Here is a 23,539-nt window from a genome sequence, read left to right on the forward strand (position 1 = left end):
TCGCTGGCGGTGCTGTTTTGTAACCCGTCCCCAAAAGACGGTAACGAAAGAGGATAAACCGTGTCCCGTATTATTATGCTGATCCCTACCGGAACCAGCGTCGGTCTGACCAGCGTCAGCCTCGGCGTCATCCGTGCTATGGAACGCAAAGGCGTTCGTCTGAGCGTCTTTAAGCCTATCGCCCAGCCTCGCGCTGGCGGCGATGCGCCTGACCAGACCACCACTATCGTTCGCGCGAACTCTACCCTGCCGGCGGCTGAACCGCTGAAGATGAGCCACGTTGAATCTCTGCTCTCCAGCAACCAGAAAGACGTGCTGATGGAAGAGATCATCGCGAACTACCATGCGAATACCAAAGACGCGGAAGTGGTGCTGGTTGAAGGTCTGGTTCCGACCCGTAAACATCAGTTCGCTCAGTCTCTGAACTATGAAATCGCGAAAACGCTGAATGCGGAAATCGTTTTTGTCATGTCTCAGGGTACCGACACGCCAGAACAGCTGAACGAACGTATCGAACTGACGCGCAGCAGCTTCGGCGGCGCGAAAAACACCAACATCACCGGCGTTATCATCAACAAACTGAATGCGCCGGTTGATGAACAAGGTCGTACTCGCCCGGATCTGTCGGAGATTTTTGACGACTCTTCCAAAGCGCAGGTGATCAAAATCGATCCTGCTAAACTGCAGGAATCCAGCCCGCTGCCGGTTCTGGGCGCGGTGCCGTGGAGCTTCGATCTGATTGCGACCCGCGCTATCGATATGGCGCGTCACCTGAACGCCACCATCATTAACGAAGGCGATATCAAAACCCGCCGCGTTAAATCCGTCACGTTCTGCGCGCGTAGTATTCCGCATATGCTGGAACATTTCCGCGCAGGCTCGTTGTTAGTGACCTCCGCTGACCGTCCGGACGTACTGGTCGCAGCTTGCCTGGCCGCGATGAACGGCGTAGAAATCGGCGCCCTGCTGCTGACCGGCGGCTATGAAATGGACGCGCGCATTTCTAAACTGTGCGAACGCGCATTCGCCACCGGTCTGCCGGTCTTTATGGTGAACACCAACACCTGGCAGACCTCGCTGAGCCTGCAAAGCTTCAATCTGGAAGTCCCGGTTGATGACCACGAGCGCATCGAAAAAGTTCAGGAATACGTCGCGAACTACGTTAACGCTGACTGGATCGAGTCGCTGACCGCCACTTCCGAGCGTAGCCGTCGTCTCTCTCCGCCGGCGTTCCGCTACCAACTGACTGAGCTGGCGCGTAAAGCCGGTAAACGCGTAGTGCTGCCGGAAGGCGACGAACCGCGTACCGTCAAAGCGGCGGCAATCTGCGCTGAACGCGGCATCGCCACTTGCGTACTGCTGGGCAACCCGGATGAAATCAACCGCGTCGCGGCATCTCAGGGCGTAGAGCTGGGCGCAGGTATTGAAATCGTCGATCCGGAAGTGGTGCGTGAAAGCTATGTCGCTCGCCTGGTTGAGCTGCGTAAGAGCAAAGGCATGACCGAACCGGTTGCCCGCGAGCAGCTGGAAGACAACGTGGTGCTCGGCACGCTGATGCTGGAGCAAGACGAAGTCGACGGCCTGGTTTCCGGCGCGGTTCATACCACCGCCAACACCATCCGTCCGCCGCTGCAGCTTATTAAAACGGCGCCGGGTAGCTCCCTGGTCTCTTCTGTGTTCTTTATGCTACTGCCGGAGCAGGTTTACGTTTACGGCGACTGCGCAATCAACCCAGACCCGACTGCAGAGCAGCTGGCAGAAATCGCGATTCAGTCTGCGGATTCCGCCATTGCCTTCGGCATCGAACCGCGTGTGGCAATGCTCTCCTACTCCACCGGCACCTCTGGCGCGGGCAGCGACGTAGAGAAAGTACGTGAAGCGACGCGTCTGGCGCAGGAAAAACGTCCTGACCTGATGATCGACGGCCCGTTGCAGTACGACGCCGCGGTCATGGCTGACGTAGCGAAATCCAAAGCGCCGAACTCGCCGGTTGCGGGTCGCGCTACCGTGTTCATTTTCCCGGATCTGAACACCGGTAACACCACCTACAAAGCGGTACAGCGTTCTGCCGACCTGATCTCCATCGGGCCGATGCTGCAGGGTATGCGCAAGCCGGTGAACGACCTGTCCCGTGGCGCACTGGTTGACGATATCGTCTATACCATCGCCCTGACGGCGATCCAGGCTTCCCAACAGCAGCAGTAACAGTAAAAGCTAATGCCGGATGGCGGCGTGAACGCCTTGTCCGGCCTACAGGTGAGATACCGTTGTAGGCCGGATAAGACGCGTTAGCATCGCCATCCGGCATTCTGCTATTTACCCTGCAAAGCGGAATTTTTTGCTTAACTGCGCTGCATCAATGAATAACTATTCCCTTCTTCTCATACTTAGCCTCTTTGCTTTGCAACAGGGATAGTCTGTCATGTCTGTCGTTACAGAATCAAAAACAGCCAGAAAATGGGCAATGCCCGATACGCTGGTCATCATCTTTTTTGTCGCCATTTTAACCAGTATCGCCACCTGGGTCGTACCCGTTGGGATGTTTGATAGCCAGGAAGTGCAGTATCAGGTCGATGGTCAGACAAAAACCCGCAAAGTCGTCGACCCGCACTCTTTTCGCATTGTGACCAATGAGGCCGGGGAAGCGCAGTATCATCGCGTACAATTTTTCACTACCGGCGATGAAAGACCAGGGCTGATGAATTTTCCGTTTGAAGGGTTAACATCCGGATCGAAATTCGGCACTGCCGTCGGCATCATTATGTTTATGTTGGTGATTGGCGGCGCATTCGGCATCGTGATGCGTACCGGCACCGTGGATAACGGCATTCTGGCGCTTATTCGCCACACGCGGGGCAACGAAGTCCTGTTTATTCCGGTGCTATTTGTCCTCTTTTCGTTAGGGGGCGCCGTATTTGGCATGGGCAAAGAGGCGGTCGCCTTTGCAATTATCATAGCCCCGCTGATGGTCAGGCTGAGCTATGACAGCATTACCACCGTCCTGGTGACCTATATCGCCACCCAAATTGGCTTTGCCAGTTCGTGGATGAACCCTTTCTGCGTAGTCGTCGCCCAGGGGATTGCCGGCGTGCCGGTACTTTCCGGCTCCGGGCTGCGTATTGTGGTCTGGATTGTCGCCACGCTGATTGGGCTGGTTTTTACGCTGGTCTACGCCTCACGCGTGAAAAAGAATCCGCTGCTGTCCCGCGTCCACGAATCCGATCGCTATTTCCGCGAACAGCAGGATGAAGTCGTCCAGCGCCCTTTCACCTTCGGCGACTGGCTGGTACTGCTGGTCCTGACCGGCGTAATGATTTGGGTCGTCTGGGGCGTGATTGTCCACGCCTGGTTTATTCCGGAGATCGCCAGCCAGTTTTTCACCATGGGCGTGGTGATCGGCCTCATCGGCGTTATCTTCCGCCTCAACGGTATGACGGTCAACGTGATGGCGTCCTCATTCACCGAAGGGGCGAGGATGATGATCGCGCCCGCCTTGCTGGTGGGTTTTGCCAAAGGCATTCTGCTGCTGGTCGGCAACGGCGAAGCCGGGGAACCCAGCGTGCTCAATACGTTGCTTAACAGTATCGCGCATGGCATCAGCGGGCTTAATAATGCTATCGCCGCCTGGTTTATGCTGCTCTTCCAGGCGGTATTTAATTTCTTTGTCACGTCCGGTTCGGGCCAGGCGGCGTTAACCATGCCATTACTGGCGCCGCTCGGCGATCTGGTCGGCGTTAACCGTCAGGTGACTGTTCTGGCCTTCCAGTTTGGCGATGGCTTCAGCCATATTATCTATCCGACATCGGCTTCGCTGATGGCCACGCTGGGCGTGTGCCGGGTCGATTTTCGCAACTGGCTGAAAGTGGGGGCGTCGCTGCTGGGACTATTGTTTATTATGTCCAGCGTGGTCGTCATTGGCGCGCAGATGATGGGATATCATTGATCCAAAATGCCGGATGAGCATCAGCGCCATCCGGCAATATCTCAATGATTAAAGCAGTGATTTCGCGGCTTCTACAATCGCTTCGGCGGTGAGTCCGTACTCTTGTTGTAAGAAATCCTGCGTTCCTACCTGCCCATAACGCTCTTTGACGCCAACACGGCGCATCGGCACCGGGCAGTTTTCCACCAGCACTTCCGCTACCGCTGACCCTAGTCCATTATGGATACTGTGGTTTTCACACGTGACGATACGCCGCGTTTTTTCCGCGTAGTTTTTCACCAACATGCGATCGATAGGCTTTAAGGTGAACATATCAATGACCGCAGCGCTCACGCCTTCCTGCTCCAGTTGGCGCGCCGCCTCCAGCGCCTCCGCCACCATAATGCCGTTGGCGATAAGTGTAATATCATCGCCCTCGCGCAGTACGTTGCCCTTGCCAATGGTAAAGGTAGAGCCTGGCGCATAGATACTCGTCGCCTGCTTACGGATGGTACGCAGCCAGTAAAAACCGTCCAGGTCCATTAGCTGGCGTAAAATATTCGCGAACATCACCGCATCCGTCACCTCCAGTACTACAGAGTGCGCCAGCCCGCGAACAATCCCCATATCTTCAAAAGACATATGAGTGCCGCCGTTATGGCACGCCGTCACTCCGGCATCGGAGGCGATCACTTTGACGTTGTTACGCTGATAATCCAGCGCCATAAAGAGCTGATCAAAACAGCGACGGCTGGCAAAAGCGGTAAAGGTATGCACAAACGGTTTGCGACCGGTCAGCGCCAGTCCCGCCGCCGTGCCAATCACATTCGCCTCCATAATACCGCAGTTAATGACATGCTGCGGGTAGTCACGCGCCACGCTGTCCATCGCCATCGAGCTCATTAAATCAGCCTCAAGCGCAATAATTGGGCTTCCGGCCTCAATCTGCCCGGCGACAAAACCGGCATAAACTTTGCGCATTTCGATATCGTCTTTAAGCCCTGCGGGCGCAAGCTTAATCATGCATGACCTCCAGTTGATGAATGGCCTCATTGAGCGTCTGCTTCATGCCATCCGTCAGGCGTAAGTGGTGAGAATTCGTTAACTGCTCCAGGCATGGCACCCCCTGCCCTTTAATGCTGTCAAGGATCACAACCCGTGGCCGGGCATCAGCGGGCGGCACAGGCTGAACCACCGCCAGTAGTCCGGCGATATCATCGCCTTTGACGGTGACGACATCGAAACCAAACGCGCGGAATTTCCCTTCCAGATCGAATGGATTGATAATCTCCTCCAGCTCGCCGTCAAGCTGTTGTTTGTTCCAGTCAATGAAAACGGTCAGATTATTCAGGCGGTGGTGGGCAATAAACTGAAACGCCTCCCAGCACTGCCCTTCATTCAGCTCCCCATCGCCGACAATGCAAAATACCCGGTTGGGTCGCCGCGCCAGTTTATGCGACAACGCCATTCCGCCCGCAATAGAGATGCCTTGTCCCAGTGAGCCGGTCGTGGCGTCCACGCCGTGCGTTTTTAGCCGATCCGGATGGCTGGGAAGACGGGTGCCGTTCTGGTTAAGCGTATTCAGCTCTTCGCGCGGGAAATAGCCTTTAATCGCCAGGGTACTGTACAACGCGGGGCCCGCATGGCCTTTCGACAGTACGAAGTAATCGCGCTCCGGCCAGTCCGGGTCGGCAGGGTCGATTTTCATCACCGCGCCGTACAGAACCGCCAGAGTCTCCACTACCGACATGCTGCCGCCATAGTGACCAAAGCCAAGATGGTTTAAGGATTTGAGCGTGGCGACGCGAATGTCGCGCGCCAGTTGGGTGATTTCGGTTACGTTCATTCTTTCGCTCCGCTATTTTCCTGCACTTCGGCAGTCGCTTTTTTGCTTTTGGCCAACACGTTGTACGCCACCAGTAGCGCGAATAGCGCCACCACCAGCCCCGTGATAGCCATCGGCGACAGATAACGCGCCAGGTTGCCCAGCAAAATACCGATTACGCCAAAGTCAGCATCCGAGAACGTGGTATTGGCGAAGCCGATCGCGCCGAGAACCGGCAGTAACAGCACTGGCAGGAAAGTGATTAATAGACCATTAGCAAATGCGCCGATCATCGCCCCGCGGCGACCGCCGGTGGCATTGCCAAAGACGCCTGCGGTCGCGCCGGTAAAGAAGTGCGGCACAACGCCAGGCAGGATTAACACAAGCTTCATCTGTCCAAGCAGGAACAGCCCCACCAGCCCGCCGAGAAAACTGAACAGGAAGCCAATCAGTACCGCGTTAGGGGCATAGGGATACACCACCGGGCAGTCCAGCGCCGGACGCGCGTTTGGCACCAGTTTTTCTGAAAAGCCGGTAAAGGCCGGAACAATTTCCGCCAGAATCAGACGGACGCCTTGCAGAATGATGAATACGCCGGCGGCGAAGGTGATTGCCATGATAATGGCGTACACCAGATAGTTTTGCCCGCCGCTAAACGTCGCTTCGACATACTCACGCCCTGCGCTGACTGCCATGATCAGATAGATAATCATCATGGTCAGCGAAATCGAGATAGAACTGTCGCGTAAAAAACTGAGGTTTTTCGGCAGGTTCATCTCTTCCGTGGAGCGGGAGCCTTTACCACACAGGCTGCCAATCCAGCCGGAAAGCACATATCCCAGGGTACCGAAGTGACCAAACGCAATGTCATCGGTACCGGTAATCCGCCTCATATAACGTTGGGCCAACGCCGGGAAGAAGGCCATCACCAGCCCCAGGATTAGCGATCCGGTGAAGACCAGCCCTACGCCCTCAAACCCCGCCACGGTCAGGATTACGCCAATCATACAGGCCATGTAAAAGGTGTGATGCCCGGTCAAAAAGATATATTTAAGACGCGTAAAGCGCGCCACGACAATATTGGCCACCATACCAAATGCCATAATTAACGCCGTGGACGCGCCATATTTTTCCAGCGCGATTGAGACTATCGCTTCATTATTAGGAATAATACCCTGAATATTAAAAGCGTGTTCAAACATACCCCCTAGCGGGTTTAATGAACCCACCAGTACGGTTGCGCCGCCGCCAAGCACAATAAAACCTAAAATGGTTTTAATCGTGCCTTTCACCACATCGGAAAACGCTTTTTTCTGCGCCACCAGACCAATCAGCGCAATTAACCCTACAAGCACCGAGGGCACTTTTAAAATATCAACAACAAAATTCAGCGTTTCAAGGATAAACATATCCACCTCGCCAGCAATAATTATTGTTTAGCGAACCATGCGCGCAGCTGCGTTTCCAGTTCGTTGATGTCGATGATGTTATTGATCACCACCAGTTGGCTTTCCGGTACGCTGGCGCTGGCCGCAATATCTTTGGCCATTACAAAAAGATCGGCAGCCCCGGGCGTGGCCGATGAGAGATCGGAGTGTTCCACTTCAGCGTCAATATTGAGTTTCTTTAATACTTTTTTAATGTTCATTTCTACCATAAAACTACTACCCAGGCCGGAACCGCAAATTGCCATGATTTTCATTATTGTCACCTTTTAAAAGTAGAGTTGGTCTGCATCACGCACGGGCGTAATGTTATTTACCGCAAGAAAATGGAATAAAATCAGAAACGGTCAATAATCTTTTTAATGTCCTCCAGGTTTTTTGCCTGATGTAATTTTTCCATATCTACATCACTGGAAAATAATTCCGCCAGCGCCGATATCATTTCGATATGACTGTGCTTATCAGGCGCCGCCAGCATAATAATGATGTCAACCGGATCGAATTCGTCTGCGCCAAATGAAACGCCGCGCTGTAGTTTCAGTAACGATAAACCTAACCCTTTCGCCCCCTCTTCCGGCCTCGCATGCGGCATCGCTAACCCTGGCGCTAATACATAATATGGCCCAAGCTTTTGGTGCTGCTGAACAATCGCCGTAATGTATTCCGGTGCGATAACACCTGCGTCCAGCAGGGGTTTGCCGCAAATTTCCAGCGCCTGCGGCCACGTTTCCACGCTCTCCTGTAGCGTGATGGTTGCGTCAGATAACCAGGTTCCCAGCATGTTATTCGCCCCCACGGTGTATGAAATTATGAACAAACTTTATTCAAGCCATTCGATATTAGCTGCGATCGTTATCACAAAGATAGCGCTACCAGCGACTATTACTCAGAATTGTGATAGCGCTATCAAATTAAAATCATGGTGTGAAATCACAGCAAAAAAGCGGATTTAAGGCGTATACTGCCAGTCATGCGAAGCAAAGAACGACAATAAAAAAGCATCTCAACATGTTGTAATGACGCAGGAATTTGTATGTCGATACCCCGTAAACGGCGCAGTACCGGTAAAGTGACTATCGCCGATGTAGCCCAACTTGCCGGTGTAGGCACGATGACCGTATCACGAGCCTTACGCACGCCGGAACAGGTCTCTGATAAACTCCGGGAAAAAATCGAAGCGGCAGTGCATGAGCTGGGCTATATGCCTAATCTCGCCGCCAGCGCGCTGGCGTCTGCCTCCTCGCACACCATCGCGATGGTCGTACCGAACCTTGCGGAAGCGGGGTGTTCTGAAATGTTCGCCGGGCTGCAACAAATTTTACAGCCCGCTGGCTACCAGATTATGCTGGCGGAATCGCAACATCGCGTGGAACAAGAGGAGAAGCTGCTCGAAACGCTGCTGGCCTCCAACATTGCCGCGGCGATTCTGCTTAGCGTCGAACATAGCACTACCGTGCGCCAGTGGCTGAAAAATGCCTCTATCCCGGTGATGGAGATGGGCGCGATTCGCAGCGATCCTATTGATATGAATATCGGTATTGATAACGTTGCGGCAATGTATGAGCTGACGGAAATGCTGATTCAGCGCGGTTATCAGAATATCGGGCTGCTATGCGCCAATCAGGAGCAGTGGATTTTTCAGCAACATCTGCACGGCTGGTACAAAGCGATGCTTCGCCACCATATGTCGCCAAACCGGGTGATTAATGCCGCTTTGCCGCCCAATTTTTCTACCGGCGCGTCGCAACTGCCGGAGTTTTTACTGGCGTGGCCGGAGCTGGACGCGCTGGTATGCGTATCGGATGAGCTGGCCTGCGGCGCGTTATACGAGTGCCAACGACGGCGGATCAAAGTTCCGGACGATTTAGCGGTGGTCGGGTTTGGCGATAGCGATGTCAGCCGGGTCTGCCAGCCGCCGTTAACCACCATGGCCGTACCGCACCGTAAGATTGGCAGTGAAGCCGGACGGGCGCTGTTGGAAAGGTTAAATCAGGGAAACTGGAGCGATCGGAAATCCATCGCCTCCAGTTTATGTATGCGGGAAAGCTGCTAAAACGCTTATTCCGTCTCTTCCGGTTTCTCCTGGAGCGCGGCTTCGTTTTTGGCGTTGCGGGTCATCCACAGCGCCAGCGCTTTGAGCGAATCTGGCGTAAACTCATCACAGCGCGCGGTGATCTCCTCCGGAGTCAGCCAACACACTTCGCTGACTTCATCTTCCTGAAGCGCGAAAGGCCCGTGGGAAACGCAGCTAAACAGCGCGCCCCAAACCCGGCAATGTTGGTCTTCAAAGTAAAACAGACCGTGTTCGGCAAACGGCACGCCTGCAATACCCAACTCTTCTTCCGCTTCGCGGCGGGCAGATTCCAGTAGCTGCTCATCAGCCTGGACCACGCCGCCTGCGGTAGCATCTAACATACCGGGCAAAAAATCTTTTGTTTCGGTACGACGCTGCACCAGAATTTTACCCATACCATCATGAACGACGATATACGTCGCACGATGCCGTAAGCGTTGCGCACGCATCTGTTCCCGGCTGGACTGTGCAATGACTTCATTGTCTTCATTCACAATATCCACCCATTCCGTACTTGCCAAACGACGCTGTTCCACCATCAGGAAACCTTCTTATTTCTGGCGCTCTTACGGCGCATTTACGTTTGTGAGGTAAATTACGAGTTAATTGCAACCTGCGCAATGATACTTTGATCATTGAGTGCGATTACGCTCAACACATTATCATCCAGAATACCGTAGCTTGCCGCATACCCGCCTTTCGGGATACTCACTGACCCAGGATTAAAGTGATACAGTCCTTCCTGCTGTTGCGCCACCGGCAGATGCGTATGACCATAAACCAACACATCGCCAGTATGCAGAGCGGGCAGATTCGTCGGCCCGAAGAGGTGCCCATGCGTTAAAAATAGCCGCCTCTCTTGCGTCAATATTTGCTGCCACGGCGCAGTTATCGGGAAATGCAGCAGCATCTGATCCACTTCGCTATCGCAGTTGCCGCGCACGGCAATGATTTGCGTCGCCACCGCGTTCAGGCGTTCGGCGACCTGGGCGGGCGCATAGCCTTCAGGCAGCGCATTTCGCGGCCCGTGGTTAAGGACATCGCCTAATATCACCAGCCAACGCGCGCCGCTTTGCGCGAACCGCTCAAGCACGCGTTCCGTGGCGGGTAAAGAACCATGAATGTCCGATGCGAACATCAGTTTCATCGCTCACTCCTCGTTGTGAAAAACGGCGTTATGATACTGGAATATGAATAGATTTTCAGCCTGAACGCTTCGAGGAAAGCGCAATAAAACGCTGTACGGAAGCACGCTGCCACTGGAATGTCGCATACGCCGCCAGCGACGCCGGCACGTCATCGCCATGCAGCGCCAGACGATTGATCATCAATGCCAGATCGGTATCGGCAATGCACCATTCACCAAATAAATTTTGCGTCCCCTGCCCCAATAGCGCTTCAGCCGTCGCAAACAGTTTTGCCGCGCTGGCTTTTCCAGCCTCGCTTAACGGCGCTTTTTTCGCCCCGGCAAACACCACGTCGGTAGGCCGTTCTTCGCGAAGCGGCAGTAAATCGCTGCGTAGCCACGCCTGAATCTGTCGCGCGCGGGCGCGTTTTTGTAAATCGTGCGGGTAGATACGCTCCCACTGCGGCGGCGCGAAACGCTCCTCCAGGTATTCCGCAATAGCGGACGACTCGCTCAGCTCAAAATTGTCGGCCTCAAGCACCGGTACGCGCTGCGTCAGCGCATATCCTCGCCAGCCAGGTTGCAGATGTTCTCCCTGGTCCAGATCGCGAGTTTTCAGAGTAAAGGAAAGCCCTTTTTCTTGTAATGCCACCCAGGCGGACAAGACGTAGGGAGAGAAAAAGTTCGCATCCGACCACAGCACAATAACAGGCTTACTCATAATGTCCTCTTGAGGGCGTATTAGGTTTCTTCCCAAAATATAGCGTCTTTCGCCTGCTGTCACCTGATGAAAACTCACACACATCAGGAGGCTTTCTATACTTAATTCAGCCCAGACTCTTTACGCACATGCAGGAGCCAAAATGATTGACCTTTACTACGCCCCCACGCCCAACGGGCATAAAATAACGCTGTTTCTGGAAGAGGCGGAGCTGGCGTATCGTTTGCTAAAAGTAGATATCAGCAAGGGCAATCAGTTTCGCCCTGATTTTTTGGCTATCTCTCCCAATAATAAAATTCCTGCCATCGTCGATCACGCCCCGGCAGACGGCGGTCAACCGCTTAGTCTTTTTGAATCCGGCGAAATTCTTCTCTACCTGGCGGAAAAAAGCGGCAAACTGCTTAGCGGGGAGCTGCGTGAACGCCATACCACGCTGCAATGGCTGTTCTGGCAGGTCGGCGGGTTAGGGCCGATGCTGGGCCAGAATCATCACTTTAACCACTTTGCGCCACAGGCCATCCCCTATGCGATTGAACGCTATCAGGTTGAAACGCAACGCTTATACAACGTCCTGAATAAACGCCTGGAAACCTCCCCGTGGCTGGGCGGCGACCACTACAGTATTGCGGATATCGCCAGTTGGCCGTGGGTTAACGCACATCAGCGTCAGCGAATCGATCTTGATACTTACCCGGCGGTGTATAACTGGTTTGAACGCATTCGCACGCGTCCTGCGACAGCGCGCGCACTGTTACAAGCGCAACTGCACTGTAACAGTACGAAAGCGTAACGCGGTAGCATACATCATGTATGATGTAGAGGTGTATACACGGAAAAAACCTGCGTCCGGCACCCTTATTCGTATTAAAAACCTGACATTAGGGAAGAGGAAATCCTCCCTACTCTGGAGGTCATATGCAGATTCTGATTACCGGCGGTACGGGCCTGATAGGGCGTCATCTCATTCCCCGGCTGTTAACACTGGGGCACCAGGTGACGGTCGTTACGCGCAATCCCGATAACGCGCGTCAGATTCTCGATTCCAGAGTGACATTATGGAAAGGGCTGGCGGAACGTGAGCACCTCAATGAGATTGATGCCATCATCAATCTGGCGGGCGAACCGATTGCCGACAAGCGCTGGACGTCGCACCAAAAAGAACGGTTGTGCCAAAGCCGCTGGGCTATCACGCAAAAGTTGGTGGATTTAATTCATGCCAGCGCAACGCCGCCCTCGGTGTTGATATCCGGCTCCGCCACGGGCTATTACGGCGATCTGGGCGACGTTGTCGTCACTGAAGATGAGCCGCCGCACAACGAATTTACGCATAAACTTTGCGCCCGCTGGGAACAGATTGCCTGTCGTGCGCAGAGCGACCAGACCCGCGTCTGCCTGCTGCGTACCGGCGTTGTCCTGGCGCCGCAAGGCGGGATTCTGGGGAAAATGGTTCCGCCGTTTCGCCTCGGACTCGGCGGTCCGGTGGGTAATGGTCGGCAATATCTGGCCTGGATTCACATTGACGATATGGTCAACGGCATCCTGTGGCTGCTGGATAACGATCTTCGCGGTCCCTTCAATATGGTCTCGCCGTATCCCGTCCATAATGAGCATTTTGCTCATGCGCTGGGTCGCGCGCTGCGCCGCCCGGCGATTATTCGCATTCCGGCGACGGCAATTCGCTTATTGATGGGAGAGTCGTCAGTGCTGGTGCTGGGCGGACAGCGGGCGCTGCCAAAACGGCTTGAAGCCGCCGGATTCGCATTTCGCTGGTATGATTTAGAAGAGGCGCTGGCGGATGTGATTCGCTAGTTCCCAAAGCGCCGTATCCTGCCCGGTAAGCGATGCGCCGCCGGGCTTCTTTTATTTCAGCGAGCCTTTCAGGAATTGCTGTAAACGCGGGCTTTGCGGATTGCCGAACACCTGCTCCGGATCGCCCTCTTCTTCAATTTTCCCCTGATGCAGAAAAATAACGTGCGAAGAGACATGGCGGGCGAAGCCCATTTCATGCGTGACCACCACCATCGTTTTGCCTTCTTCCGCCAGTTGTTGCATGATGCGCAACACTTCGCCGACCAGTTCAGGATCGAGTGCCGATGTGGGTTCATCGAACAGTAAAACGTCAGGTTCCATCGCCAGCGCGCGCGCAATAGAAACGCGCTGCTGTTGGCCGCCGGAGAGATGGACGGGATATTTGCCCTGAGCGCGCTCATCAATCCCCACCTTCGCCAGATATTTCAACGCCCGCTCGCGCGCGTCGTGCTTGCTTAATCCCAGTACCTGAATCGGCGCTTCCATCACATTTTCCAGCACCGTCATGTGGCTCCAGAGGTTGAAGTGCTGAAACACCATCGTCAGTCGGGTACGCAACAAGCGTAGCTGATTTTTATCCGCCACTTTGAGCTGCCCGTCTTTGTCGCGCACCAGATTAATGTTCTGACCGTTCACGATAATCGCGCCTTCGCTCGGTTTTTCGAGGAAGTTAATGCAGCGCAAAAAAGTGCTTTTACCGGAACCGGACGAGCCGATAATGCTAATCACATCTCCGGCGCGGGCCTGCAGCGATACCCCTTTCAGCACTTCATGACCGCCGTAGCGTTTGTGCAAATCGATAACGTGTAATTTATTTTCTGACATCATGTTACTCGAATTATTTAGAGGACACGTGCTGCAACCAGCGTCTTTCCGCCCGGCGGAATAGGCTTATCAGGACATACGAAATGAGTAAATACAACACGGCGGCAATGCCAAACGCGGTAAACGGCTGGTAAGTCGCTGAGTTAATATCGCGGGCGATTTTCAACAAATCCGGCACCGTCGCGGTAAACGCCAGCGCCGTAGAGTGCAGCATTAAAATCACTTCGTTGCTGTAGGCAGGCAAGGCGATGCGTAATGCCGACGGCAAAATAATGCAGCGATACATTTTAAATGACGAGAAGCCATACGCTCTTGCCGCTTCAATTTCACCGTGCGGTACCGAACGAATCGCTCCGGCGAAAATCTCCGTAGTGTATGCGCAGGTATTCAGCGTCAGCGCCAGTACGGTACAGTTCAGTCCGCTGCGGAAAAACGCGTTAAGAAGATCGGTGCCTTTGACTATCTCCAGCGTATACATCCCCGAATAGAACACCAGTAGCTGTACGTACAGCGGTGTGCCGCGAAAAATATACGTGAACAGCCAGATGGGAAAACGGATGAATTTATTACTGGAAACGCGACCTACCGCCAGAATCACCGCCAGAAGACCGCCCATCACCACCGATGAAATTAACAACCACAGCGTAATCGCCACGCCGGTAAAACGATAGCCATCCGTCCACAGCAGGGATTTCCAGTACTCCTGAATGATCTCAATCACAAATCGGCCCTCTTCACGCCCACGGAATAGCGACGCTCAAGTAAGAGCAGCACACCATTGGAAACGGTGGTAAATACCAGGTAGATAAGTCCACAGACCACGGCAAAATAGAATGGCTCCCAGGTGCTTTTACCGGCAAGCTGCGTGGCTTTGACGACATCTTCCAGGCCCAGCAGCGACACCAGCGCTGTCGCTTTGAGTATCACCTGCCAGTTATTGCCGATCCCCGGCAGGGCGTAACGCATCATCGCCGGGAACATAATCCGCCGGAAGGTTTGCCCGTGGGTAAAACCAAAGGCCGTCGCCGCCTCGATATGGCCTTTCGGTACCGCCATAAACGCGCCGCGAAAGGTTTCGGTAAAATAGGCGCCGTAGATGAAACCAAGGGTGATAATACCGGCCACCATCGGATCAATATCTATCTGGTCGATACCCAGCGAATCGGTCACCACGTTAAGCGCGATTTGCAATCCGTAAAATATCAGCAGCATTAATACCAGATCCGGCACCCCGCGAATCAGGGTGGTGTACCCTTCAAAAATAAGCCCCGTTACCCGGTTTTGCGAAAGCTTCGCCCCCGCGCCGACGAGACCGATAAGCACGGCCAGCACCACGGAACTGAGCGCCAGTTCCAGCGTGACGATCGCGCCCTGTAAAATTACGCCTGAAAACCCGTACAACATGCAGCCTGTCCTGTTGTGTGTGGTGAAGTAAGAAGCCTCTTTTGCATTTTTGCCTCACATCACGCCGGATGGCGGCTGTGCCTTGCCCGGCCTACGATGCTCCCCGTAGGCCTGACACGCACAGCACCATCAGGCAATGCAGACAGTCAATATTCTTTGGGCTTTATCTGCACCGACGGTGATTAACCGCCATAAACATCAAAATCAAAGTACTTTTTCGCCAACTTTTCGTAAGTACCGTCAGCACGCATTTCAGCAAAGGCTTTGTTCAGCGCTTCGCGCAGCTCGTTATCCTCTTTGCGCAGCCCCATACCGGTTCCTACGCCGAATAACTTCTCATCTTTCACCGCCGGGCCGCCGAATTTATAGTCTTTTCCGACGGGCTGTTTAAGGAAACCTTCGCTGGCCGCGACCTCGTCCTGGAACGCCGCATCAATACGGCCAGCCGTCAGGTCGGAATAAATGTTGTCCTGCCCCTGGTAAGAGACGATCTCAATCCCTTTCGGCGCCCAGTGCTCATTGCCGAAGGTCTCCTGCGTCGTCCCCTGTAGCACGCCGACGCGCTTGCCTTTCAGCGACGCGACGGTCGGCTGAATATCAGAGTTCTTCGCCACCACCAGACGGGAATCAGCGGCGTAAAGCTTGTCGGTAAACGCGATTTCCTGCTGGCGCTTTTCAGTGATGGACAGCGAGGACATGATGGCATCAATTTTCTTCGCTTTTAAAGACGGAATCAGCGCATCCAGCGGGTTTTCCACGAACGTACACTGTGTGTTGATACGTTTGCACAGTTCTTTGGCCAGATCGATATCAAAGCCGACCAATTCACCTTGTGCATTTTTGGATTCAAACGGCGCGTATGTAGGATCGGTACCGATACGAATCTTTTGTGGAATAGCGGCAAATGCTGCGGTAGCGCTGGAAAATGCCAGCACCAGAGAAAGGGATAACGCCAGTTTTTTCATAACTATCCTCAACAGACTGTCTTTCCAGGAGATCTTTACAGATCCGATGCGACTATCGTGCCATTAATCAGGCCGACAAGGCAAAGTATTCTACCTTGTCAGCCGGTTTATTTTGCATAAAAATCGATTAAGTATGCATTTATGCGCCTGTTCCGCAACGGCTTATGCACCAAAAAGGTGCAAAACATCTATTTTGCACCGTGATAGTTCCCCAGCGCGGCGCGTTATCCCCTTCCCTCAATCGCCGTAGACATTAAAATCGAAGTACTTTTTGGCCATTTTGTCGTAAGTTCCGTCCTGGCGCAGTTCGGTCAGCGCTTTATCAAACGCGGCTTTTAACTCGGTATCGTCTTTGCGCAGCCCAACCCCCGTCCCGTCGCCAAAATATTTTTTATCCTTCACGGAAGGACCGGCAAACGCATACTCTTTGCCCGCTGGCTGCTTCAGGAAACCTTCGCTGGCGGCGACTTCATCCTGCAATGCGGCATCCAGACGACCGGCGGTTAAATCGGAATAGATAAGATCCTGGTTGGCATAAGCCACCACATCCACACCTTTAGTGCGCCAGTTATCATTGGCGTAAGCCTCTTGCGTGGACCCTTGCAGCACGCCGACATGCTTGCCTTTCAGCGATTCCAGCGTCGGCTGAATGGGAGACCCTTTTGCCGCAATCAGGCGTGAATCCGCCGCGTAAAGTTTGTCGGAAAACGCAATTTCTTGCTGGCGTTTATCAGTAATAGAGAGCGATGAAATAATGGCATCGATTTTTTTCGCTTTTAGTGAGGGAATAAGCGCATCAAAGTCGCTGGCGACCCAGGTACATTTCACCTGCATACGCTTACACATTTCATTACCGAGATCGATATCAAAGCCAATAAAGTCGCCTTTGGCATCTTTCGATGAGAAAGGCGCGTAGGTGGTATCTGTTCCAATACGAACCGTTTGCGGGAGCGCGGCGTAACTGGCCGCCGTCGCGCCCAGACCTATCAGCAAAGACAAAGCGAGAACGGTCTTCTTCATACATACCCCTCAAGTGGCGTCATTTTCTTATGTTTTACGTGGCGTTGTGTGTTTGCAGACTTTTTCATGCAGGTCTTATGCCATTTTCACGTCAGCAAAACGATTCGACGTTAAATTTGTTAATAAAACGTTGCAATATTGTCCTGATGTTGAAGATAGCAGGTATGACGGTTGAACCGCAGCGTTTCGGCGGCTTTTAACGAATTAAATGTTGAGGATATGATCGCGGTTACAAAATTGCCCTGAAACAGGGCAACAGGGACAATAATGCACGCTAAACAGACAACGCTATGCGCCCTGCCAGCGAACAAAAAGATCGTGCGGAAGGGGGATGTCAAACTGATCCAGTACTCGATTAACCGTTTGATTTATAACATCATCTAACGTCTGAGGAAGGTGATAAAAAGCCGGAACCGGCGGCATAATCACCGCGCCTATCTCAGCGGCCTGGGTCATTAAACGCAAATGCCCGATATGCAGCGGCGTTTCGCGCACACACAGCACCAGAGGTCGCCGCTCTTTTAATATCACATCCGCCGCGCGGGTAAGCAGTCCGTCAGTATAACTGTGGACAATCCCCGACAGCGTTTTAATCGAACAGGGCAGGATAACCATTCCCGCCGTCGGGTAAGAGCCCGAAGAAATGCTGGCGGCAATGTCGCGCGCATCGTGCGTCACATCGGCCAGCGCCTGCACCTCGCGCAGCGAAAAATGGGTCTCCAGCGCCAGCGTTTGCCGGGCCGCCTGGCTCATCACCAGATGCGTTTCCACGCTATCGACATCGCGCAAAATTTGTAATAAGCGCACGCCATAAATCGCTCCGCTGGCGCCGCTAATACCTACAATGAGTCGTTTCATGTTCTCTTACCGTTTACGAGCGCCGTTCATCCCACTGTGTTACGTAATCGGCTCAAAGTGGGTCTGAAGAGATACCATGACAAAAGAATCCCTATCATAAAAGCCAGCTCAACCAACATTATCACTACCCCCTGCTCACTAAACCAGGTGCCGACCATAATGGCAAAATTGGTGATAATGACAAATCGGGCCGTCCAGGGGAAAAGCGGCGATCGATAGCGTAGCAAATCGCTGGCGTACGTGCCATTACGCACCGATTGCCGGAAGCGATACTGGCACCATCCAATGGTTATCCATGCCAGGCAACCCACCTGCCCGGTACTGGCGATCAGATATAAATAAAATTGCTGTGCGGGAATATAGCGGGTCAGCAACGACACCAACGCCAGCAAGGCCGTGATTAAAATAGCATACACCGGCACGCCGCCGCCGTTCGTTTTACCAAAGCAGGCTGGCGCAAAGCGATCGCCCGCCATAGACCACAGCATACGCGAACTGGCGTAAATGGCCGAGTTAGCGGCAGAAACCGCGGCGGAAAAGATTACCAGCGTCATCAGCGTATCCGCCCCCGGAATGCCCGCGTGGGAGAATACCCATACAAAGGGACTTTGTCCATTTGGCGTCAGTTCATGCGGATAGACCAGCGCCAGCACCGCAATCGCCAGGCCGTAAAATAAAATGATTCTGAGACCGATCCCCAGGATCACCTTCGGTAAAATAATGTGCGGCGATTCGGTCTCCCCTGCCGCATTTCCTACCAGTTCCACCCCCTGGAAGGAGTAAATCACGATCGTCATACAGACCACAATTTGCTCCCAACCGTGGGGAAACCACATTCCGTCTGTTTTTAACGTCGGGTGCCAGTCACTATGGCCCATTAGCGAGTAGATCATGACCCCGCCCGCGCAGATAAACAGCACGATCGCGAAAACCTTAATGGCCGAAAGCCAGTATTCGCATTCGCCAAAACTTTTTGCGGAGGTGAGATTGATGGCCGTCAGGATGAGCAGAATCGCCAGGCAGAACATATATACCGGAACCGCGGGGAAAAACTGGTGAGCAATAAACCCTGCGGCAGTGAGGTCGGCTGCCAGGGAAAAGACCCAGCTAAACCAGTAAAGCCAGCCAATGGTATAGCTCCAGCAAGGTGACGGCATAAACATCAGCGCGTAATGTTGAAATGAACCGGAGTGAGGAAAGGCGCATGATAATTCGCCAAGACACATCATCGTCGCCAGCATAATGGTTCCGGCAAACAGATAGGCCAGTAAGGTTCCCGCCGGCCCGACGCTGCTTAACGGTTCGGCAATGCCGATAAATAAGCCGGTGCCAATCGTGCCGCCCAACAACATCATCAGCAGATGCCGCTTCTTCAGGTTACGCCGCAGACCGCCTTCGGGCTCTGCTGGCGGTGGTTGTTGCAGGGTATCCATCGTTACTCCCTGTCTTTCGTGAGGTCAAAGATGCCGCCGCGACATAGCCGCGGCGGTTATGCGTTAACGCGTAAACCTCCAGGCGACGCCTTTGGTCTGGCAGGCCATTAACAGGCCCGTATAATCCAGCTCAAAGCGAACCACATCGCCTACTTTTAGCGACTGACGACAATCTTCAATATCCACCAGCGTATGATCGCTGGTTTGTCCTAAGATAGTGATAGCGTCGTCGCATGGCACACAGTTATCCGATGGCACATCCTGGCGGCCAAATGCCAGCAATGCGCGTCGGCGTATGCCACGATCGACAAAGGTTTTACTTTGCAAAAAGGCATCGACGCCCAGCTCCCCGACCGGGACGGTCGGTTTACTGTTCAGTTCGATGATTTCCGCTTCCAGGATATACATATCGGAACAGGCTTTATCGACCGGTTTTGCGGAGTGGTGAAATTCATTCAGGTATTTCATGTCCACATATTCAATGCCGAATTCATGCAGTCCGCCGATGCGCAGATGATTCAGCCCCTGCGGCCAGATACCTTTATCCAGCAGGTGATAGCTGGTGCAGTTTCCCGCAGAAAGCCGCCGGACAGGAATACCGCTGTCGGCTTCCAGCCGGGCGGCCAGCGCCAGAAAATCCTCGCCATTTTTAACCGTTGGCAACACGGTGCCGTAACAATTAAAGTTGGTGCCCAGTCCATATAATTCCAGACCGGGCAGACCAGTAATCAGAGTCACGGTCTCAAGAATGCGTTGATATTCACCAAACCAGATCCCCTCGCGTAAATCGCCCATATCCACCATCAGTAATACCTGATGCGTTTTCCCCTGGCGTTGGGCTTCTTGCGATAATGCCCGTAATACCACCGGCTCGCTATTTAAACTAATATCCGCGTAGCGCACCACATCTTCGATTTCACTCAGACACGGGCTGCGTAACAGGCAGGTTGTACATCCTGTCTCGCGTATTTTTTTCAAATTATAGGTTCGTGATTCAGCAATAACGGTAATTCCGCCGTTGAATACCGCCTGCGCAGTTTCCACGCAGCCGTCAAAAACTTTATTGACAGCCATCACGTCAATACCGCTGCTTGCCAGCAGAGCTTTTTCCGTGCGGGCGTTTTCTTCCAGCTTGCGTAGATTTATTTCCAGAACTGGCATATACATTTTATTTTCCTCCCGCCATGCTTAAACGGGCATTACGTTTCTGCGCCCGATGGTAAATGTACTCCGCGACGACAACCGCCAGCACGGCTCCGCCAATAATTTTCCCGGCGTACTGGAAATATCCGCCCATATCAATTTGAGAAGGCGGAATAAATAACAGCGCAACGGCAAAGGCGATAGAAAGAAAGCCCAGCGCGGGTAAAATAGCCGGTAAAACCTTGCCCGGAATTTTAAAACTTCTTGGCGTATCCGGCTGGGTCTTACGTAAACGCCAGAACGCCGGGAACATCACCAGGTAAGGAATAAAATAGGTGATGGTCGTTAGCGCCGTTAACATCCAGTAAGCCGCCGCAACGCTTGGCGAAATAAAAGTCGAAAAACACAGGACCGTGACAATAATCGCCTGTACAGTCAAGGCAAAGGCGGGCGTTTTCCACACCGGATGTAATTTGCCGATTCGGTCCCCCAGCAGATTATCTTCACGCGAGGCTTCCTGGAGCATATAAATCGGCCCCACCAGCCAGGAGTTAATCTGCCCGAGAGCGCCAAAAAACATACAGATGGCCATAACAGGAATTAACCACGGCATATGCAGCGTATCCGCAGCAGCATGCATAGCCTGCATGACGCCTGCCACAATGTCGGTTTTCCCGGCGGGTAAAAGCGTATTTAGCGCCCAAGTGCCGACCATATAGATCCCAACGATAACGGCGGCGGAGACGGCCATCGCTCGCGGAAAATCACGTTGTGGATTACGGGTACGCCCGGCAATCATCGGAGCGACCTCCAGTCCGGCAAACGCAAACATCATGCTGGATAAGAAAACGATCGTATCCCAGTGTCCGAGATCCGGAATCCAGTTTTTCGCTGTAGTGTAGTCCGTCTGCATCTGGTGTCCGGTACATAGCCATACCACCGCCAGCAAAATGAGGTTGGCGGAGGGAATAAATACGCCGCACCAGGCGCTGATGCTATTAATAATTTTTGTCCATTCCATCCCGCGGATATTCATCAGCGTTAATAGCCAGAAAATTACCGCGGAACCAATACCGATAAACGCTTTATTTTCCGCCAGGCCGCCGCCGATCATATAGCCCAACGCGGTAAAGCCGAATTGCAGCATTAATGGGAAAAACAGTACGCAGGAAAAGAGAAAACAAACCACGACAATCCATGCAATACGTTTACCAAATGCCTCTTTAATCCAGACAAATATCCCGCCATCTTTCGGCCAGCCGGTTGACAGCTCGCCGCATACCATCGCTAAAGGAAAAAACAAGCAGAATGCGGCTATCACCCATAGCAACATGGCCGATGCCCCGTAAGGCGCCACGTTAGGGATTTGCCGCAAACTCAGAATAGCGATGACATTCATAAAGACAATGTCTTTGATGCCAAGTAAGCCAGAATTCGTGTTACTCATGGCCATCTCCTGTTATGCATTCAGGCATCACTGCCCTCTTCTTATCATCTGACGACGGGCTTCAGCATGAAACTGAAGCCCAAAACAGTATTAATAAATGTCGTACTTGACCATGTCTTCGTAACTGTCTTCCCGACGAATCAGACGCGTCTCACCATTTTTATCGATCATCACCACGCCCGTGCGCGGACGGTTGTTATAAACGGTTTGACTTTCAATGGTGTATGCCCCGGCGTCAAGAAACGCGACAATATCGCCAACATGAGTCTCCTTCGGCAGTAAAAACTCTTCACCTTTCACTCCCATGTGGAAATAATCTCCGCCATCACACAGCGGCCCGGCTAATTTTATCCAGGCGTCGTGCGCTGCCGTCATGCGAGAGGCGTTATAGACATAAAAGAACCAGTCAAAATGCTGGCTGTCAGAGAGTACGCTGTAACCAGCGTCGACAAATTTCCATTCAACGTGGCATTCCACATTGCCGTTAAGATCGTAATTTGTTTTACGTTTTTCGCAGGAGACTTCCGTCAGTAAAACCGCCGCCGACCCGGTCACTTTACGTCCCGGTTCAATACATATTTCCACATCGGTACGCCATTTATGCACTTCGCGAATGACCGCATCGGCAAAATCCTGGGCGGTAATACCGGCATACATATTATCTTTTAACGGGTCGCCATTCTCGTCGTCATATTTATAGGGAACCGGAATTCCGCCGCCCACGTTGATCAAATCAAATTTAATACCGAGCACCTCTTCCAGGCGACGGGATTCATCCACCAGCACTTTAGTCGCTTTTGCGAAAGGCTCTGACTCCGGCACCTGATCGCCCACATGCATATGCAAGCCACGCAAATGCACATAAGGCATCGCCAGAATGCGGCGGCAGGTTTCTTCCGCCTGTTCCAGGTCGAGACCCGACTTCGCATGGAAAGCGGTAACCAGTTCCGCATGCGTCGCCGAGGGAACATTCGGCTCCACACGGACGCAAACATTGGCGACTTTCTTCAGCTTGCGAGAGATGGCATCAATATGTTCCAGCTCATACAGGCTATCAACATTAATAAGATACAGATCGTTAGCGATGGCATACTCCAGATCGGCAGGCTTTTTCACCACGCCGTTGAAGACGATCTGATCGCCGCGAAAGCCTATCTCCAGACACTTGCGAACCTCATATTGTGAGTTTGCCTCCGCGCAAATTCCGGCGTCACGAATGGCTTTCAACACCCCCATGACCGAGCAGGTTTTTGACGCAAAGAAGGTTTTGGTATTTTTATGCGCCGCAAATGCCTGCTGGATTTCATGAATGTTACGAATAATCTCCGGCTCAGAAAACACATAGAACGGCGTGGGGTACTGGCGCGCCAGAGCGTCCAGATCGACCCCTTCAAAACACAAATGACCGTCTTTGTGCTGGAAACGGCGATCGCCGTTGATTACCTGCTCACGTAGCTGGTTGTAATTCTGCATAATCGAGTCAGTCATAACGCCCTCTGCTTAATGTTTATGGTAAAAATCC

General features: G+C 53.0%; 23 protein-coding genes. 5 read left to right on the top strand and 18 right to left on the bottom strand.

Annotation, left to right across the window (positions count from 1 at the left end; translation table 11 throughout):
• The first annotated feature begins 60 nt into the window (after window positions 1–60).
• Both pta and yfcC read left to right on the top strand, forming a co-directional pair.
• Window positions 61–2,205, top strand: coding sequence for a phosphate acetyltransferase (pta, locus tag J4685_RS06050; protein WP_000086690.1), 2,145 nt, complete (start codon window positions 61–63; stop codon window positions 2,203–2,205).
• A gap of 217 nt (window positions 2,206–2,422) precedes the next feature.
• Entirely contained in the window at window positions 2,423–3,943 is a 1,521-nt protein-coding gene (yfcC, locus tag J4685_RS06055) for a putative basic amino acid antiporter YfcC (RefSeq protein WP_000117936.1), read from the top strand.
• Between the two features lie 48 nt (window positions 3,944–3,991).
• Here yfcC and J4685_RS06060 read toward each other — a convergent pair whose 3' ends face one another.
• The 5 genes from J4685_RS06060 to J4685_RS06080 all read right to left on the bottom strand — a co-directional run bounded on the left by J4685_RS06060 (window position 3,992) and on the right by J4685_RS06080 (window position 7,973).
• Window positions 3,992–4,945, bottom strand: a complete 954-nt coding sequence (locus J4685_RS06060; protein WP_000593038.1) for a transketolase family protein — start codon at window positions 4,943–4,945, stop codon at window positions 3,992–3,994.
• Entirely contained in the window at window positions 4,938–5,768 is an 831-nt protein-coding gene (locus tag J4685_RS06065) for a transketolase (RefSeq protein WP_001103260.1), read from the bottom strand. Before J4685_RS06065 ends, J4685_RS06060 begins: the two co-directional genes overlap by 8 nt.
• Window positions 5,765–7,156 carry a PTS ascorbate transporter subunit IIC gene (locus J4685_RS06070; RefSeq protein WP_001681684.1) on the bottom strand — a complete coding sequence of 464 codons (1,392 nt, stop codon included), beginning with the start codon at window positions 7,154–7,156 and terminating at the stop codon, window positions 5,765–5,767. Before J4685_RS06070 ends, J4685_RS06065 begins: the two co-directional genes overlap by 4 nt.
• Window positions 7,157–7,176: 20 nt before the next feature.
• A complete protein-coding gene (locus J4685_RS06075) occupies window positions 7,177–7,449 on the bottom strand; it encodes a PTS sugar transporter subunit IIB (protein WP_000699818.1) in 273 nt (90 codons plus the stop codon).
• 80 nt (window positions 7,450–7,529) lie between these two features.
• Complete coding sequence (locus J4685_RS06080; RefSeq protein ID WP_000901809.1) at window positions 7,530–7,973, bottom strand: PTS sugar transporter subunit IIA; 444 nt, start codon at window positions 7,971–7,973, stop codon at window positions 7,530–7,532.
• Window positions 7,974–8,225: 252 nt separating this feature from the next.
• On the opposite strand from J4685_RS06080, the gene J4685_RS06085 reads away from it, so the two are divergent.
• Window positions 8,226–9,245: a LacI family DNA-binding transcriptional regulator gene (locus tag J4685_RS06085; protein ID WP_000026949.1), complete on the top strand. Its 1,020-nt coding sequence runs from the start codon at window positions 8,226–8,228 to the stop codon at window positions 9,243–9,245.
• Window positions 9,246–9,250: 5 nt separating this feature from the next.
• On the opposite strand, the gene yfcD is transcribed toward J4685_RS06085, so the two are convergent.
• From yfcD to yfcF, 3 genes are read right to left on the bottom strand one after another with little or no spacing between them, the layout of a single operon-like run.
• A complete protein-coding gene (gene yfcD, locus J4685_RS06090; protein ID WP_000230215.1) occupies window positions 9,251–9,805 on the bottom strand; it encodes an NUDIX hydrolase YfcD in 555 nt (184 codons plus the stop codon).
• 56 nt (window positions 9,806–9,861) lie between these two features.
• Entirely contained in the window at window positions 9,862–10,413 is a 552-nt protein-coding gene (gene yfcE / locus J4685_RS06095; protein ID WP_000772458.1) for a phosphodiesterase, read from the bottom strand.
• Between the two features lie 55 nt (window positions 10,414–10,468).
• Window positions 10,469–11,113: a glutathione transferase gene (gene yfcF, locus J4685_RS06100; protein WP_000043010.1), complete on the bottom strand. Its 645-nt coding sequence runs from the start codon at window positions 11,111–11,113 to the stop codon at window positions 10,469–10,471.
• Between the two features lie 142 nt (window positions 11,114–11,255).
• On the opposite strand from yfcF, the gene yfcG reads away from it, so the two are divergent.
• Window positions 11,256–11,903, top strand: coding sequence for a GSH-dependent disulfide bond oxidoreductase (gene yfcG, locus J4685_RS06105; protein WP_000566563.1), 648 nt, complete (start codon window positions 11,256–11,258; stop codon window positions 11,901–11,903).
• A 125-nt stretch (window positions 11,904–12,028) separates the two neighbouring features.
• On the top strand, window positions 12,029–12,922 hold the full coding sequence (locus J4685_RS06110; RefSeq protein WP_001166270.1) for a TIGR01777 family oxidoreductase: 894 nt from the start codon (window positions 12,029–12,031) through the stop codon (window positions 12,920–12,922).
• A 51-nt stretch (window positions 12,923–12,973) separates the two neighbouring features.
• On the opposite strand, the gene hisP is transcribed toward J4685_RS06110, so the two are convergent.
• From hisP to J4685_RS06160, 10 genes are all read right to left on the bottom strand, one after another.
• Window positions 12,974–13,747, bottom strand: a complete 774-nt coding sequence (gene hisP / locus J4685_RS06115; RefSeq protein WP_001293591.1) for a histidine ABC transporter ATP-binding protein HisP — start codon at window positions 13,745–13,747, stop codon at window positions 12,974–12,976.
• Window positions 13,748–13,760: 13 nt separating this feature from the next.
• Complete coding sequence (hisM, locus tag J4685_RS06120; protein WP_000569771.1) at window positions 13,761–14,468, bottom strand: histidine ABC transporter permease HisM; 708 nt, start codon at window positions 14,466–14,468, stop codon at window positions 13,761–13,763.
• Window positions 14,465–15,151, bottom strand: a complete 687-nt coding sequence (locus J4685_RS06125) for a histidine ABC transporter permease HisQ (protein WP_000965498.1) — start codon at window positions 15,149–15,151, stop codon at window positions 14,465–14,467. The genes hisM and J4685_RS06125 overlap by 4 nt, the downstream gene beginning before the upstream one ends.
• Before the next feature lie 182 nt (window positions 15,152–15,333).
• On the bottom strand, window positions 15,334–16,116 hold the full coding sequence (hisJ, locus tag J4685_RS06130) for a histidine ABC transporter substrate-binding protein HisJ (RefSeq protein WP_000731868.1): 783 nt from the start codon (window positions 16,114–16,116) through the stop codon (window positions 15,334–15,336).
• A gap of 237 nt (window positions 16,117–16,353) precedes the next feature.
• A complete protein-coding gene (gene argT, locus J4685_RS06135) occupies window positions 16,354–17,136 on the bottom strand; it encodes a lysine/arginine/ornithine ABC transporter substrate-binding protein ArgT (protein ID WP_000754418.1) in 783 nt (260 codons plus the stop codon).
• Between the two features lie 288 nt (window positions 17,137–17,424).
• Window positions 17,425–17,994 carry a UbiX family flavin prenyltransferase gene (locus J4685_RS06140; protein ID WP_000825682.1) on the bottom strand — a complete coding sequence of 190 codons (570 nt, stop codon included), beginning with the start codon at window positions 17,992–17,994 and terminating at the stop codon, window positions 17,425–17,427.
• 26 nt (window positions 17,995–18,020) lie between these two features.
• Complete coding sequence (locus tag J4685_RS06145) at window positions 18,021–19,427, bottom strand: amino acid permease (protein ID WP_000380344.1); 1,407 nt, start codon at window positions 19,425–19,427, stop codon at window positions 18,021–18,023.
• A 63-nt stretch (window positions 19,428–19,490) separates the two neighbouring features.
• Entirely contained in the window at window positions 19,491–20,594 is a 1,104-nt protein-coding gene (locus tag J4685_RS06150) for an alanine/ornithine racemase family PLP-dependent enzyme (protein WP_000281907.1), read from the bottom strand.
• 1 nt (window position 20,595) lies between these two features.
• Complete coding sequence (locus tag J4685_RS06155) at window positions 20,596–22,017, bottom strand: APC family permease (protein WP_000072514.1); 1,422 nt, start codon at window positions 22,015–22,017, stop codon at window positions 20,596–20,598.
• A gap of 90 nt (window positions 22,018–22,107) precedes the next feature.
• A complete protein-coding gene (locus J4685_RS06160; protein ID WP_000132306.1) occupies window positions 22,108–23,505 on the bottom strand; it encodes a diaminopimelate decarboxylase family protein in 1,398 nt (465 codons plus the stop codon).
• Window positions 23,506–23,539 lie beyond the last annotated feature (34 nt).

The organism is Salmonella sp. 32100201201700099SM (genome assembly GCF_017572645.1).
GTDB lineage: Bacteria > Pseudomonadota > Gammaproteobacteria > Enterobacterales > Enterobacteriaceae > Salmonella > Salmonella enterica.

What these genes read in the sequence shown, in the direction of transcription:
- J4685_RS06160 (WP_000132306.1), bottom strand. Translation starts at nt 23,505, where the DNA reads ATGACTGACTCGATTATGCAGAATTACAACCAGCTACGTGAGCAGGTA.
- hisJ (WP_000731868.1), bottom strand. Translation starts at nt 16,116, where the DNA reads ATGAAAAAACTGGCGTTATCCCTTTCTCTGGTGCTGGCATTTTCCAGC.
- J4685_RS06110 (WP_001166270.1), top strand. Translation starts at nt 12,029, where the DNA reads ATGCAGATTCTGATTACCGGCGGTACGGGCCTGATAGGGCGTCATCTC.
- J4685_RS06125 (WP_000965498.1), bottom strand. Translation starts at nt 15,151, where the DNA reads ATGTTGTACGGGTTTTCAGGCGTAATTTTACAGGGCGCGATCGTCACG.
- yfcD (WP_000230215.1), bottom strand. Translation starts at nt 9,805, where the DNA reads ATGGTGGAACAGCGTCGTTTGGCAAGTACGGAATGGGTGGATATTGTG.
- J4685_RS06155 (WP_000072514.1), bottom strand. Translation starts at nt 22,017, where the DNA reads ATGAGTAACACGAATTCTGGCTTACTTGGCATCAAAGACATTGTCTTT.
- J4685_RS06065 (WP_001103260.1), bottom strand. Translation starts at nt 5,768, where the DNA reads ATGAACGTAACCGAAATCACCCAACTGGCGCGCGACATTCGCGTCGCC.
- J4685_RS06075 (WP_000699818.1), bottom strand. Translation starts at nt 7,449, where the DNA reads ATGAAAATCATGGCAATTTGCGGTTCCGGCCTGGGTAGTAGTTTTATG.
- yfcF (WP_000043010.1), bottom strand. Translation starts at nt 11,113, where the DNA reads ATGAGTAAGCCTGTTATTGTGCTGTGGTCGGATGCGAACTTTTTCTCT.
- yfcG (WP_000566563.1), top strand. Translation starts at nt 11,256, where the DNA reads ATGATTGACCTTTACTACGCCCCCACGCCCAACGGGCATAAAATAACG.
- J4685_RS06145 (WP_000380344.1), bottom strand. Translation starts at nt 19,427, where the DNA reads ATGGATACCCTGCAACAACCACCGCCAGCAGAGCCCGAAGGCGGTCTG.
- argT (WP_000754418.1), bottom strand. Translation starts at nt 17,136, where the DNA reads ATGAAGAAGACCGTTCTCGCTTTGTCTTTGCTGATAGGTCTGGGCGCG.
- hisP (WP_001293591.1), bottom strand. Translation starts at nt 13,747, where the DNA reads ATGTCAGAAAATAAATTACACGTTATCGATTTGCACAAACGCTACGGC.
- yfcC (WP_000117936.1), top strand. Translation starts at nt 2,423, where the DNA reads ATGTCTGTCGTTACAGAATCAAAAACAGCCAGAAAATGGGCAATGCCC.
- J4685_RS06060 (WP_000593038.1), bottom strand. Translation starts at nt 4,945, where the DNA reads ATGATTAAGCTTGCGCCCGCAGGGCTTAAAGACGATATCGAAATGCGC.
- J4685_RS06080 (WP_000901809.1), bottom strand. Translation starts at nt 7,973, where the DNA reads ATGCTGGGAACCTGGTTATCTGACGCAACCATCACGCTACAGGAGAGC.
- yfcE (WP_000772458.1), bottom strand. Translation starts at nt 10,413, where the DNA reads ATGAAACTGATGTTCGCATCGGACATTCATGGTTCTTTACCCGCCACG.
- J4685_RS06150 (WP_000281907.1), bottom strand. Translation starts at nt 20,594, where the DNA reads ATGTATATGCCAGTTCTGGAAATAAATCTACGCAAGCTGGAAGAAAAC.
- J4685_RS06085 (WP_000026949.1), top strand. Translation starts at nt 8,226, where the DNA reads ATGTCGATACCCCGTAAACGGCGCAGTACCGGTAAAGTGACTATCGCC.
- J4685_RS06070 (WP_001681684.1), bottom strand. Translation starts at nt 7,156, where the DNA reads ATGTTTATCCTTGAAACGCTGAATTTTGTTGTTGATATTTTAAAAGTG.
- J4685_RS06140 (WP_000825682.1), bottom strand. Translation starts at nt 17,994, where the DNA reads ATGAAACGACTCATTGTAGGTATTAGCGGCGCCAGCGGAGCGATTTAT.